The organism is Pseudomonas weihenstephanensis, from assembly GCF_001043055.1.
GTDB classification, from domain to species: Bacteria; Pseudomonadota; Gammaproteobacteria; order Pseudomonadales; family Pseudomonadaceae; genus Aquipseudomonas; species Aquipseudomonas weihenstephanensis.
Window position 1 is genome coordinate 188,949 of the sequence record NZ_JYLF01000004.1, and the last position, 13,053, is coordinate 202,001.

A 13,053-nucleotide genomic window follows, 5' to 3' on the forward strand; every position below is an offset into this window, starting at 1 on the left:
GCTTGCGCTACAATTCGCCCCTTTTCGCTCTGGAGACCTCACATGCCTGACTTCTCTGGCTTGCCGCTGGTGATTGAGCCATGCGATCTGCACGCACGGCTCAACGCGCCCAACGTGATCATTGTCGACCTGACCAGCGAGGCGCGTTACGCGGCCGGGCACATCCCGGGCGCTCGCTTCGTCGACCCCAAGCGCACCCAGCTCGGCCAACCGCCAGCCCCAGGCTTACTGCCGTCGCACACTGCACTTGAAGCGCTGTTCGGTGAGTTGGGGCACACCCCGAACGCGGTCTACGTGGTGTACGACGATGAAGGCGGCGGTTGGGCCGGTCGGTTCATCTGGCTGCTGGATGTGATCGGGCACAAGGCTTACCACTATGTAGACGGTGGCATTCATGCATGGATTGCTGAGGGCTACGACACCTCTACCGACGTCCCCCCCATCGCGCACCACCCGGTGACCTTGACGCTGCACGAGGAGCCAACCGCCACGCGCGAATACGTGCAAAGCCGTTTGGGCGCCGCAGACCTGGCGATTTGGGACGCGCGCAGCCCGGCCGAGTACAACGGCGAAAAGGTGCTGGCGGCCAAAGGCGGACACATTCCCGGCGCGATCAATTTTGAATGGACCGCCGGCATGGATACACGCCGCAGCCTGCGAATTCGCACGGACATGGCGCAGATCCTCGAAGATCTGGGCATCAGCAAAGACAAAGAAGTGATTACCCACTGCCAGACTCACCACCGTTCTGGCTTTACGTATCTGGTGGCCAAGGCGCTCGGTTACCCGCGCGTCAAAGGCTATGCCGGCTCCTGGGGCGAATGGGGCAACCACCCCGACACCCCCGTCGAGCTGCCCGTCAATCATTAAGGACCTGTAATGAAAAAGCGTTTGTTTCTCTTGAGTCAGTACCTGTTGCCGCATCACTTACTCTCACGCCTGGCAGGCTGCGTCGCGGAGTGCCGTGTGCGCTGGTTCAAAAATGCCTTCACCACCTGGTTTGCCAAGCGCTATCAAGTGGACATGTCCCAGGCGCTGGTTGAAGACGTCACCGCATATGAGCACTTCAATGCCTTCTTCACCCGCGCATTGAAAGACGGCGCCCGCCCGCTGGATCAAACCCCCGGCTCCGTTTTAAGCCCCGCCGATGGCGCCGTCAGCCAGTTGGGCCCGATTGAGCACGGACGCGTGTTTCAGGCCAAAGGCCACAGCTACAGCGTGCTGGAACTGGTGGGTGGCGACCCGGCTGTTGCGGCGCAATTTATGGGCGGCGAATTTGCCACCATTTACCTGTCGCCCAAGGACTACCACCGCGTGCACATGCCGCTGGCCGGTACGTTGCGCGAAATGATCTACGTGCCGGGCCGTCTGTTTTCGGTCAACCAGACCACCGCCGAAAACGTGCCGGAACTGTTTGCCCGTAACGAACGTGCCGTGTGCATTTTTGATACCGAGCGCGGCCCGATGGCCGTGGTATTGGTGGGCGCCATGATCGTGGCATCGATTGAAACCGTATTCGCCGGTCTGGTGACGCCGCCTAAGCGCGAGCTGAAAACCTTGCGTTATGACGAAGCAGCACGCGCACCCATCCACTTGGAAAAAGGGGCCGAACTGGGTCGCTTCAAACTGGGTTCGACGGCCATCGTATTGTTTGGCCCAGAACAAGTGAAATGGGCCGAAGGCCTGACGGCGGGTACGCCGGTGATGATGGGCCAGAAGCTGGGCGAATAACCGGTCGTCGCTGCCGCAGGCTGCGAGGGGTCGCGAAGCGGCCCCGCTAAAAGCGAAGGGCCTTGTGCCCTTATCGCCGCCTGCGCAACGACACGTTCTGTTTAGCCCTGGCTGTTACGGTCGCGCTGACCCAACAGGTACAACACGCCATCCAGGCCCAAGGTTGAAATCGCGTGCTTGGCCGACTTCTTCACCAGTGGTTTGGCGCGGAACGCCACACCCAACCCTGCAATGGCCAGCATGGCCAAGTCATTAGCGCCATCGCCCACCGCAATGGTCTGCTCCAGGCTCAAGCCTTCCTTTTGTGCCAGTTCACGCAGCAAGTCTGCTTTGCGCTGCGCGTCAACAATCGGCTCAACCGCCACACCGGTCACCTTGCCGTCTACCACTTGCAGCTCGTTGGCAAATACGTAGTCGATGCCCAACTTGGCCTGCAATTGTTTGGCGAAGTAGGTGAAGCCGCCTGACAAAATGGCGGTTTTATAGCCCAGACGCTTGAGTTCGGCGAACAGCACTTCTGCGCCTTCGGTCAAACGCAGCGACGCACCGATGGCATCCAGCACACCCACATCCAACCCTTGAAGCAACGCCAGGCGCTCTTTGAAGCTGGCTTTGAAATCCAGCTCGCCGGCCATCGCCCGCTCGGTGATTGCAGCCACTTTGTCGCCTACGCCCGCCGCTTTTGCCAGCTCATCAATGACCTCGGCTTCGATCAGGGTCGAGTCCATGTCAAAGACCGCAAGGCGGCGATTACGCCGAAACAGGGTGTCTTCTTGCAGCGCGATGTCGATATTAAGCGCTTGCGACAAGTCGAAGAACTCGGCCCGTAGAGCCTCAAGGTCCGCCACTTCGCCGGTCACGCGCAGCTCGATGCAGCTTTTGCTCAGATGGGTGGGTGCATCCAGCGGCACGCGGCCCGACAGACGATCGGTCTGCTCAATGTTCAACCCGTGCTGACTGATAACCGAGGTCACGCGCAACAGCTGTTGGGCTGTGACCTGGCGACTCATCAGCGTCACCACGTGACGCTTCTGGCTTTGCTCGTTCACCCAGCGCTGGTAATGCGCTTCGGTGATGGGGTCGAAACGCAGTTGCAGCCCTTCATTGGCGATCAAGGGTTGCAGGTCCTTCAGCACGGCCGACACCTGATCGGCTTGCTCGATCTCAACCAGATAACCCAACGACAAAACGCCATGAATGACGGCCTGGCCGATGTCGAGCATGTTCACACCATTGTTGGCCAATACACCGGTAATGGCCGCTGTGAGACCCGCACGGTCCTCACCCGTGATGTTTATCAAGACGATTTCGCGCAAGGCACACCCCCATTCGCTAAAAAAAACGCATTCTACCCACTTTCAGTGACCATCGGGCATCGCCAAGGCTTTGCCGCCTCAGGGCTGATCGCTATACTGCGCACCAACTTAACGGACTAAGAGCCGCGCTCAGTGAACCGGCCATTGCCTGTAAAAACCGATAACTTCTTCCTGCTGATCTTCCGGGCCTTGCGCGATCGTCGCGTTCCGCTTGCGCTGCGTATTGCCAGCCATAACGTGATTCTGGTCGCGTTGGCCCTGGTGATTTACGCCGTGGTCATGGGCCTGCAATTCAAGCAAGCCATGCACGAACAAGCCGATGCACTGGGTCAGAGCCTGACCACGCAAACCGCCACTTCGGCGACTGAGCTGCTGGTGTCCAACGACATCCTCAGCCTCAACGTGCTGCTCAACAACCTGACCAAAAACCCCCTGGTGGCGCACGCTGCAATTTATAGCGTCGACAACCGCATCCTCGCGGAAGCCGGGGAGCGTCCTAAAAACGGACTGTTGGGTGAAGCCGAGGGCATGTATCAGACCAAGATCACGTTCCAGGACGTGACCGCAGGGCATCTGCGCATCAGCCTCGACATGAACCAGTTCCAGCAGCCGATGACCATCAGCCTGCAAAGCATGGGCATCCTCAGCGCCATCTTGCTGGCGTTGGCCCTGGCCTTGAGCTTGCGTCTGGGCCGTCATATTTCGACCCCGCTGCTGCAACTGCGTGTCTGGCTGCGCGAACCCGACCCGTATACCCCGGCCATCAACCGTCAGGATGAAATCGGCGATCTGGCGCGTCAGCTTCACACGCGTCTGGCACCACCGGCCCCGGAACCCGAGCCAGCACCTGAGCCGGAGTACGACGACAGCGACTACGAAGACGCCGACGATCACGAGCCTCATTTTGAAGTGCGCAGCCTGCGTGACCCAAGCTTTGACGAAACGCCGGCTGTGCCTGCGCCAAAAGCCGTTGCGCGTCATGTGATCCACGCTGAAGAAGACGACACCGAAGAAGACCCGTTTGCCGATGTGCGTGACAACAGTGCTGGCCCTGTTGCGCAGGCCAAGCCTAAACCGCTCGTACCTGCCGCGCCGCAACCCAGCGCAGTACTGGCCGTGCAACTGGGCGCGCAAGACCAACTGCGCCGCCTGCCACGCGCGCGTTTGACCGAGCTGCTTGAGCGCTATCGCGATTGCCTTGAACAGGCGGCATCGTTGTACGAAAGCGAACTGCATACATTGAACGATGGCAGCACGCTGATGCTGTTCCACAGCGAAGAGAGCGGCGACGACTACCTGACCAACGCCATATGCTGCGGCGAGTTGCTGCGCGCCTTGGGCCATGCCTTGCAAATTGAAGTGGCTGACAGCGGCATCACCTTGCAATTGCAATTGGGCCTGGTGCTGGGCGAAGGGCTGACGGGCATGAGCCAGATCGACCTGTTGCTGACTGAAACGGCGCAGGATGCTTTGGCACTGTCGCAACACAGCCGCAACCTGCTGCTGGTGGAACGCAAGATCAGTGACGATGCCCTTATTCGCCAACGTGCGCGTATCCGCCCGATTGCCAGCCCTGAAGGTGCTTGTTGCGTAGAGCGCTTGATGGAACCTTACCCCTCCATGCTCGAACGCCAACTGGCGCGCATGCATGAGAAACGTGGGTAACCGTTGCAGACCCTCACCCTGCGGGTGAAAGGTTTTTGAGGCGCCAAAAAAAATCCCGCACATGTGCGGGATTTTTTGGTTTCAGCCACCGGCTCAGAAGCGAAACACTTCCATGTCGGTACGAATCGGCGAAGCCATCGGAATGCGAGGCTTTTCAGATTCTTGCTTTGCAGCAGGCTTGGGTTCCGGCTTGCGCGCATCCACCAAAGGCGGTTGATTGGCCAACGGCTTAAGCGCCACTGCCAATTGCTGACTCATCTGTTGCAACAACTCGCCTTGCGCCTTGACCTGCGAGGCCGTAGAGCCATCGTGCGACTTCTCCAGATGCACCATGCGGTTGTCACGCACCTGACCGCGACGGTCAATCAATCGCCATTGGGCATCCAGGATCGCAGGCTGATTTTTGCCCGAGTCCAACCGCGTGATCGACAGCAAGACTTGCACGTCAGGACTGAAGCTCGCCGGGGCTGGCGACAACACAACGCGCTGGCTGTCCAGGCGCCAGGCCAACTGACGAAGCAGCAGTTGGTCGATGTCAGCCGACAAGCTACCTGCCCACCGACCGTCAGTGGCCGCACTCAGGCTGCCGTCGCTTTGACGTTGTAACAAGGTTTCACGTTGCAGGTAGTCAGCCACGGTCACCGGGCCAAGTACCACCGCCATGCCAGCGGTTTGCGCAGGCTGGCCGGGTGTGCCGCTGTCCAGTTGGTACAAGGCCGCAGGCTGGTGCGTGGTGCACCCCGCCAAGCCGAGCACGCCCGTCAGCAACGCAATTAAAGGAAGGCGCAGAACGTTCATCATTCCATCCAGGTGGCAACCATCAGGCACGCCACAGTGTGATTCTCGAAAAATTCGTTGGGCTCGTCGCCATGAGCGATGCCAGAAGTGCGCCATATCATCCGCGAATATCCGGTTCGACTCCAGCCTCGTAGCGCCGATCTACGCGAAAAAACGCAGATCGGACGCTCTAAATCGGCTTAATTTGGCGTTTCTACCAACATCGCGTCCACGCGCTGGAAGCCACGCGGCAGTTTATTACCCCGTCGCCCGCGCTCACCACGGTAATGTTCCAGATCATCCGGCTTGAGCGACAGGTTGCGCTTGCCCGCCTGTAACACCAGCGTGGCGTTATCTGGCAGCACGGCAATATCAGTCACATACTCTTCGCGACTGGCCACCCGATCTCCGGGAATGCCAATGATCTTGTTACCCTTGCCCTTGCCCAACTGCGGCAAATCGCTGACTTTGAAAATCAGCAAACGCCCTTCGGTGGTCACGGCGGCCAGCCAGTTGTGCTCGCGATCCGTGACGGGGCGCGGCTGCATCACCTTGGCGCCTTTAGGCAAGCTCAACAGCGCTTTGCCCGCTTTGTTTTTGGCTTGCAGGTCTTCACCTTTGACCACAAAGCCATAACCGGCGTCGGAGGCGATCACGAACAGCGAATCGTCCTCAGGCAGCAACACGCATTCAAAATTGGCACCCGGTGGCGGTGTCAGGCGGCCGGTCAACGGCTCACCCTGACCACGGGCCGACGGTAAGGTGTGGGCCGCCACCGAATAGCTGCGCCCGGTGGAATCGATGAACACGGCAAATTGATTAGAGCGCCCCGCCGCCGCTGTTTTGTAGCCATCGCCTGCTTTATAGGACAAGCCCGTCGCGTCGAGGTCATGACCTTTACCGCAACGTACCCAGCCTTTTTCAGACAACACAACCGTGACCGGCTCAGTCGGCACCAGCTCGTTTTCCGACAGTGCTTTGGCTTCTGCACGGGCCACGATAGGCGAACGACGGTCATCACCGTAGGTTTTGGCGTCTTCGATCAACTCAGTGCGCACCAGCTTTTTCAGCTTGGCTTCGCTGCCGAGCAAGGCTTGCAGCTTGGCTTGTTCTTTACGCAGCGCGTCCTGCTCGTCGCGCAGTTTCATCTCTTCGAGACGGGCCAATTGGCGCAAGCGCGTGTCGAGAATGTAGTCGGCCTGGGTTTCGGTCAGGCCAAAACGGGCAATCAGCTCGGCCTTGGGGTGCTCCTCGGTGCGAATGATATGAATCACTTCGTCGAGGTTCAGGTACGCGGTGAGCAAGCCGTCCAACAGGTGCAGGCGGCGCTCGACTTTGTCCAGGCGGAACTGCAAGCGGCGGCGCACGGTGTTGATGCGAAACTCCAGCCATTCCACCAGCAAGGCACGCAGGTTTTTGAGCTGCGGCTTACCGTCCAGGCCGATGATATTGATGTTGACCCGGAACGTGGACTCCAGCTCGGTCACGGCGAACAAGTGCTGCATCAGTTCGTCGAGATCGACTTTGTTGTTGCGCGGGATGATCACGATACGGCACGGGTTTTCGTGGTCTGACTCGTCACGCAGGTCGGTGACCATGGCCAGCTTGGTCGGCTTGGCCTGCATCAGTGCCGCGATTTGCTCCAGCACCTTGGCGCCCGACACTTGGTGCGGCAACGCGGTGACAACGATATCGCCGTCTTCAACGTGATACACCGCCCGCATGCGCACCGAGCCACGGCCGGTCTGGTAGATCTTCAACAGATCGGCGCGCGGGGTGATGATTTCAGCTTCGGTCGGGTAATCCGGGCCTTGAATGTGTTCGCACAGCTGCTCAACCGTGGCCTTGGGTTCGTCGAGCAAACGCACGCAAGCAGTGGCCACTTCGCGCAGGTTATGCGGCGGCACGTCGGTGGCCATGCCCACGGCAATGCCAGTGGTGCCATTGAGCAAAATGTTCGGCAAACGCGCCGGCAACACCGCAGGCTCGTCCATTGTGCCGTCGAAGTTCGGCACCCAGTCGGCCGTGCCCTGGCCCAGCTCGCTGAGCAGCACTTCGGAGTAGCGCGACAAACGTGCTTCGGTGTAACGCATGGCCGCGAAAGACTTGGGATCGTCCGGTGCACCCCAGTTACCCTGGCCGTCGACCAGCGTGTAGCGGTAGCTGAACGGCTGAGCCATCAGCACCATCGCTTCGTAACAGGCCGAGTCACCGTGCGGGTGAAACTTGCCGAGCACGTCACCGACGGTACGCGCCGATTTCTTGTGCTTGGAATCGGCGTCCAGCCCCAACTCGCTCATGGCGTACACGATACGCCGCTGTACGGGCTTGAGGCCGTCACCGATGTGCGGCAAGGCCCGGTCCATGATCACGTACATGGAGTAGTTGAGGTAGGCCTGTTCTGTGAAGTCGGCCAGTGACCGGCGTTCTACGCCGTCCAGGCTGAGATCAAGGGAGTCGCTCATGCGGACCTCATTCAGTTCGTTGTCTGGCGCAGCAGCATGGTGCCGCCGCGCTGGGTAAATTCAAGTTTGTTTAATGCGCTCATGCCCAGCAGTACTTGTTCGCCTTCCAGCCCCGGAGCCGCCACTGCGCGTACGTTGCGTAACACGATGGCGCCCAGTTGCAGACGGTCGATTTGCGTGCGATAGCCCTGCGCCCGCCCATTGGCGGTGTTGAGGGTCACGGCCACGCCTTTGGGCAAGGCCAATTGCCGGGCTAAATCCAGCGGAACCGCCACATCGGTGGCCCCGGTATCCAGTAAAAATTCCACCGGCACATTGTTCAGGCGGCCGCTGGCGACGAAGTGACCCTGCACGTTGGCCTGCAACTTGACCTCGATGTAGCCCTCGCCCTGCTGCGAGGTCACTTCAGTGTTGGGGTTTTGCTGACGTTGTTCCCAACGCCCAAAAAACTGCGTGGCCAAGTACAAACCGGCGCACCAGGCCACGATCATAAACACACGACCGGCACCCTTGCCCGGTGGTTGCTGGCTCATGGCTTTGCACTCCAGCCACCTTGCGGGGCAGCGAAACGCCACACGACCGGGCGCTTTTCACCATCGGCACGCACATGGTTGCCGTTGTCGACACCCACCCAGGCGCCTTTGTCGTCAATGCTCAGCGCTTCGGCATTGCCGTAGGCCGAGGTGTAACGGCGGGCATCGGTCAATGCGTCCTGGGCGAACGACCAGCAGCGCTCAACCTCGCCGGTACTCGGCGTACGACGGCAAATGCGATAAGCCATGCGCTCAAGGGTAAACAGCTTGCCGTCGAACAAGGCCAGGTCGGCGAAGTCTTTGGACTGCGGTTTGGCCTTGAGTTGAACGGGCGGTTGTTCAGGCCCGGCTTCGCTCATGATCACGCAGCCGTCTTCACAATCCCACACGCTCTGTTTTTTACGCACCGTCAGCAAACCGCGGCGTTCGCGCTCTGCCGCGAGCCAGATCTGATTGCCCTGCGGGTTCACCGCAATGCCTTCAAACAAGGCGTTGAAATGCAGCAACATGCCGCTGGCGCGCGCCTGTCGAACCAGGCCCGAATCGATTTTCAGCCACGAGGCATTGCCCTGTGGCGCAACCCTCAACACCGCGGCATACGACTCGCTGACCACGTAGCGGTTGCCCGCAGCGTCGCAGGTGATGCCTTCGAAATCCAGATCGCCACCGCGCAGCGGGGCGATGGCTTTACCCATCATGCGCACGCCCCACGGCAGACCGCTTTCAGGCGGCGTGGGCACGTTGATGCTGACCTCATCGGCCAGCCACTCGGGATAACGGGTATCCAAACGGTAAATCTGATCGTCATCGCGGTCAGACACCGCCCACATTTCGCCCTGACACATCGCCAAACCCGACAGGTTAGCGCCGCGCATGCCTTCAACCGGATGCTCGGACTGCAACACCAGTTCTGGCCATGTCTGGGCCAGCACCGGTGTTGCTCCCAGCAAAAGCAGCGCCAGCAAGGCTCTGCGCATCAGGTCAGCACCTGCGCCAGGTTGCCTTTGGATTCGAGCCAGGACTTGCGGTCACCGGCGCGTTTTTTCGCCAGCAGCATGTCCATCATTTCAGACGTAGCGGCGAAATCTTCCAGCGTGAGCTGCACCAGGCGACGCGTATTCGGGTCCATCGTGGTTTCGCGCAGTTGCGGCGGGTTCATTTCACCCAGACCTTTGAATCGTGTGACCTGCGGTTTGCCACGCTTCTTCTCGGCCACCAGACGGTCAAGAATGCCATCGCGTTCCGCTTCGTCCAGCGCGTAGAAAATCTCTTTGCCCAAGTCGATGCGGTACAGCGGCGGCATGGCCACGTACACGTGACCGGCGTCGACCAAGGGCCGGAAGTGCTGCACGAACAACGCGCAGAGCAAGGTTGCGATGTGCAAACCGTCAGAGTCGGCGTCGGCGAGGATGCAGATTTTGCCGTAGCGCAGCTGGCTGATATCGGCCGCGCCCGGATCGACACCAATCGCGACCGCGATGTTGTGCACTTCCTGACTGGCCAGCACTTCGCTGCCGTCGACTTCCCAAGTGTTAAGAATTTTGCCGCGCAGTGGCAGGATCGCTTGAAACTCTTTGTCCCGCGCTTGCTTGGCCGAGCCACCAGCGGAATCGCCTTCGACCAAAAACAGCTCGGAGCGCATCGGGTCTTGCCCGGCGCAGTCTGCCAGCTTGCCCGGCAACGCCGGCCCTTGGGTGATGCGCTTGCGCTCGACCTTTTTGCTGGCCTTGAGGCGGCGGCCCGCGTTGTTGATTGCCAGTTCGGCCAACTGCATGCCCAGCTCAGGGTGCGCGTTGAGCCACAGGCTGAAGGCATCCTTGACCACGCCGGAGACAAACGCCGCCGCTTCACGCGATGACAGACGCTCTTTGGTCTGGCCGGAGAACTGCGGCTCCTGCATTTTCATCGACAGCACGAACGCAATGCGCTCCCACACGTCTTCGGGCGCCAGCTTCACGCCACGCGGCAGCAGGCTGCGGAACTCGCAGAACTCGCGCATTGCGTCGAGCAAACCTTGGCGCAGACCGTTGACGTGGGTGCCGCCCTGAGCCGTCGGGATCAGGTTGACGTAGCTTTCCTGAACGCTGTCGCCACCTTCCGGCAACCACAGCAACGCCCAGTCGACGGCTTCTTTATTACCCGCCAGGCTGCCGCAAAACGGCTCGTCCGGCAGGCGCTCGAATTCGCTGACCGCATCGACCAGATAAGAGCGCAGGCCGTCTTCGTAATGCCATTCGACCTTTTCACCGCTGCTTTTGTCTTCAAAGGTGACCAGCAACCCCGGGCACAATACGGCCTTGGCTTTGAGTACGTGCTTGAGGCGGCTGACCGAAAACTTGGGTGAGTCGAAGTATTTGGGGTCCGGCGCAAAGTACACGCTGGTGCCGGTGTTGCGTTTGCCCACGGTGCCGACAATTTCCAGGTCGGTGGCTTTGTAGCCATCGGCGAAGGTCATCTGGTACTCGTTACCGTCGCGTTTGACCTTGACCCGAACCTGGGTCGACAAGGCGTTTACCACTGAAATACCAACCCCGTGCAGACCGCCCGAGAACTGGTAGTTCTTGTTCGAAAACTTGCCGCCCGCGTGCAGCTTGGTGAGGATCAGCTCGACACCTGACACACCCTCTTCGGGGTGGATGTCGACCGGCATGCCGCGCCCGTCGTCGCTGACTTCCAGCGAGTGGTCGGCGTGCAGGATGACGTTGACCGACTTGGCGTGCCCTGCCAGGGCTTCGTCGACACTGTTGTCGATGACTTCTTGCGCCAAGTGGTTCGGACGACTGGTGTCGGTGTACATGCCGGGGCGTTTGCGCACCGGGTCGAGGCCCGAGAGGACTTCGATGGCGTCGGCGTTATAAGAGCTAGCGCTGGGAGTGGCCATAGGGTCTCGTCGTTAGTCGTAAATGAAAAATAAGGGTCATTCGACGGGCGCCTTAAAGGGCCGCAAAGTCGATGGTTTGAAACTGTTGCGCAGCAATCCCGGCAAAACTCAGCAGCGCTGGCAATTGCAAGGCAAACCCCTGATAACTGTGATCGCCACCGGCCTGAATACGCAAGGCACATGCTGCGTAGTACTTTTCGGCGTGGCGGTAGTCCAGGGTTTCATCGGCGGTCTGCAACCACACTTGAATGCGCTGCGGGTCTTGCGGAGCCGACACTTCCAGTTCAGCCAAAGCTGTAACGTGGTCATGGGTCAGCTCCCAGGTCTGGCCGCTGTACAGGTTGGTTTGCGTCCCCAGATAGCCGTCAAACATCCGGTGCGGACTGACGGCAGGGTTGACCAGCAACGCCTTGAGGCCATGCCGCTCGGCCAGATACGTCGCATAGTAGCCGCCGAGTGAACTGCCAACCAGCAGCGGGCTGCCCAGCTCGCTGATTGCCGCATCGAGCTGCATCAGGGCCTGACGCGGGTGATGGTGCAAGGCCGGCACCTGCAACCGGTCATCAAGCCCCATTTGCTGCATCACTGACCTCAACTGCGTCGCTTTTTTCGACTCGGGCGCGCTGTTGAAACCGTGGATATACAAGATGGAACCCGACATGCCGTTACTCCCGAGAACAAATTCAGCCAGACGCAGCCTTGAGAAAGACGCGCAGTTTAGCCTGACTCGGGGTGAATGACTCGACCCATCATCTGTAAGTTTGTCCAGTACTCAATATTTACCCGCGCCATAGTCGGGTTCGAAGTCAAAGTGCGCCACACGCGACACGCCTGTCTGCAAAGTGCCATCAGGTTGCAGGCGCAGCCAGCGATAGCCGGGCGCCTCGGTGCTGACGTTGAAATCGGCGCTGTGAGGCGCGAACTGGAAGCAGGTCGAAGGCGTGGCCAGCAGCCTTAGCCCGTTGCGCTGCTGGTCGAAGGGCTGATGAACATGCCCCCACAGCACTGCTTTAACCTGCGGAAAACGGTCAATGACGGCCCAAAATGCCTCGGCGTTGAGTAGCCCGATCGGCTCGATCCATTCGCACCCCACCGCGACCGGGTGATGGTGCAGGCACACCAAATGATGGCGATCCGGGGCTTCGCTCAACGATTGCGCCAATAATTGAAGCTGGTTGTCTTCCAGATAGCCGTGGCTCTTGTTGACGACATTGGAGTGCAACAACGTGATACGCCAATTGCCGATATCGACACGCGGCTCCATCAAACGGCTTTGCACTGCGGCCGCCGCCATATGCTGGACATTGTCATGATTGCCAGGCAGCCAGCGTGCCACCGCCGCGAGCGGGTGGGTGGCCTGCCGAAAATACTGATACGCCGCAACGCTGCCATCCTGAGCCAGATCGCCGGTCGCCAGCAGTACATCGATAGACGGCTGCTCGGCGCGTACCAACGCAATCACCTGTTGCAGGCTTTGGGCGGTTTTGAGCCCTAACAGCGAGCCATCTGCATCAGCAAACAAATGGCTGTCGGACAGCTGCACCAGCAGCACCGGGTCGTCGGTGGTCAGCGTGGATACACTCGGCAAGGCAGCTCTCCCGGGAGGCGTCGATGAATGGCGCGATTATGCCACTGCGTCTTGCAGCCTGAACACCAGCTCGCACCGCGAACCCATGAATCAAAAG

At 59.9% G+C, this 13,053-nt stretch carries 11 protein-coding genes; 3 read left to right on the forward strand and 8 right to left on the reverse strand.

Annotated elements, in window-relative coordinates; translation table 11 throughout:
• The first annotated feature begins 42 nt into the window (after window positions 1-42).
• Both TU86_RS11600 and asd read left to right on the forward strand, forming a co-directional pair.
• Entirely contained in the window at window positions 43-870 is an 828-nt protein-coding gene (locus TU86_RS11600) for a rhodanese-like domain-containing protein (RefSeq protein ID WP_048364454.1), read from the forward strand.
• 9 nt (window positions 871-879) lie between these two features.
• A complete protein-coding gene (asd, locus tag TU86_RS11605) occupies window positions 880-1,731 on the forward strand; it encodes an archaetidylserine decarboxylase (protein ID WP_048364455.1) in 852 nt (283 codons plus the stop codon).
• A 101-nt stretch (window positions 1,732-1,832) separates the two neighbouring features.
• Here the strand turns inward: asd and serB are convergent, their stop codons facing one another.
• Complete coding sequence (gene serB / locus TU86_RS11610; RefSeq protein WP_048364456.1) at window positions 1,833-3,047, reverse strand: phosphoserine phosphatase SerB; 1,215 nt, start codon at window positions 3,045-3,047, stop codon at window positions 1,833-1,835.
• A 132-nt stretch (window positions 3,048-3,179) separates the two neighbouring features.
• Here serB and TU86_RS11615 point away from each other — a divergent pair, with 132 nt between their 5' ends.
• Window positions 3,180-4,712, forward strand: coding sequence for an AhpA/YtjB family protein (locus TU86_RS11615; protein ID WP_048364457.1), 1,533 nt, complete (start codon window positions 3,180-3,182; stop codon window positions 4,710-4,712).
• Window positions 4,713-4,805: 93 nt separating this feature from the next.
• On the opposite strand, the gene TU86_RS11620 is transcribed toward TU86_RS11615, so the two are convergent.
• The 7 genes from TU86_RS11620 to cpdA all read right to left on the reverse strand — a co-directional run bounded on the left by TU86_RS11620 (window position 4,806) and on the right by cpdA (window position 12,956).
• On the reverse strand, window positions 4,806-5,510 hold the full coding sequence (locus tag TU86_RS11620; protein WP_173426979.1) for a PqiC family protein: 705 nt from the start codon (window positions 5,508-5,510) through the stop codon (window positions 4,806-4,808).
• Between the two features lie 179 nt (window positions 5,511-5,689).
• Window positions 5,690-7,954, reverse strand: coding sequence for a DNA topoisomerase IV subunit A (parC, locus tag TU86_RS11625; RefSeq protein ID WP_048364459.1), 2,265 nt, complete (start codon window positions 7,952-7,954; stop codon window positions 5,690-5,692).
• A gap of 11 nt (window positions 7,955-7,965) precedes the next feature.
• Complete coding sequence (locus TU86_RS11630; protein WP_048364460.1) at window positions 7,966-8,487, reverse strand: retropepsin-like aspartic protease family protein; 522 nt, start codon at window positions 8,485-8,487, stop codon at window positions 7,966-7,968.
• Window positions 8,484-9,464 carry an esterase-like activity of phytase family protein gene (locus tag TU86_RS11635; protein WP_048364461.1) on the reverse strand — a complete coding sequence of 327 codons (981 nt, stop codon included), beginning with the start codon at window positions 9,462-9,464 and terminating at the stop codon, window positions 8,484-8,486. The genes TU86_RS11630 and TU86_RS11635 overlap by 4 nt, the downstream gene beginning before the upstream one ends.
• On the reverse strand, window positions 9,464-11,368 hold the full coding sequence (gene parE, locus TU86_RS11640; RefSeq protein ID WP_048364462.1) for a DNA topoisomerase IV subunit B: 1,905 nt from the start codon (window positions 11,366-11,368) through the stop codon (window positions 9,464-9,466). The genes TU86_RS11635 and parE overlap by 1 nt, the downstream gene beginning before the upstream one ends.
• A gap of 52 nt (window positions 11,369-11,420) precedes the next feature.
• Window positions 11,421-12,029: a YqiA/YcfP family alpha/beta fold hydrolase gene (locus tag TU86_RS11645; protein ID WP_048364463.1), complete on the reverse strand. Its 609-nt coding sequence runs from the start codon at window positions 12,027-12,029 to the stop codon at window positions 11,421-11,423.
• A 111-nt stretch (window positions 12,030-12,140) separates the two neighbouring features.
• Complete coding sequence (gene cpdA, locus TU86_RS11650; RefSeq protein WP_048364464.1) at window positions 12,141-12,956, reverse strand: 3',5'-cyclic-AMP phosphodiesterase; 816 nt, start codon at window positions 12,954-12,956, stop codon at window positions 12,141-12,143.
• Between the last annotated feature and the right edge of the window lie 97 nt (window positions 12,957-13,053).

What these genes read in the sequence shown, in the direction of transcription:
- parE (WP_048364462.1), bottom strand. Translation starts at nt 11,368, where the DNA reads ATGGCCACTCCCAGCGCTAGCTCTTATAACGCCGACGCCATCGAAGTC.
- TU86_RS11600 (WP_048364454.1), top strand. Translation starts at nt 43, where the DNA reads ATGCCTGACTTCTCTGGCTTGCCGCTGGTGATTGAGCCATGCGATCTG.
- TU86_RS11630 (WP_048364460.1), bottom strand. Translation starts at nt 8,487, where the DNA reads ATGAGCCAGCAACCACCGGGCAAGGGTGCCGGTCGTGTGTTTATGATC.
- TU86_RS11635 (WP_048364461.1), bottom strand. Translation starts at nt 9,464, where the DNA reads ATGCGCAGAGCCTTGCTGGCGCTGCTTTTGCTGGGAGCAACACCGGTG.
- TU86_RS11645 (WP_048364463.1), bottom strand. Translation starts at nt 12,029, where the DNA reads ATGTCGGGTTCCATCTTGTATATCCACGGTTTCAACAGCGCGCCCGAG.
- asd (WP_048364455.1), top strand. Translation starts at nt 880, where the DNA reads ATGAAAAAGCGTTTGTTTCTCTTGAGTCAGTACCTGTTGCCGCATCAC.
- TU86_RS11620 (WP_173426979.1), bottom strand. Translation starts at nt 5,510, where the DNA reads ATGAACGTTCTGCGCCTTCCTTTAATTGCGTTGCTGACGGGCGTGCTC.
- parC (WP_048364459.1), bottom strand. Translation starts at nt 7,954, where the DNA reads ATGAGCGACTCCCTTGATCTCAGCCTGGACGGCGTAGAACGCCGGTCA.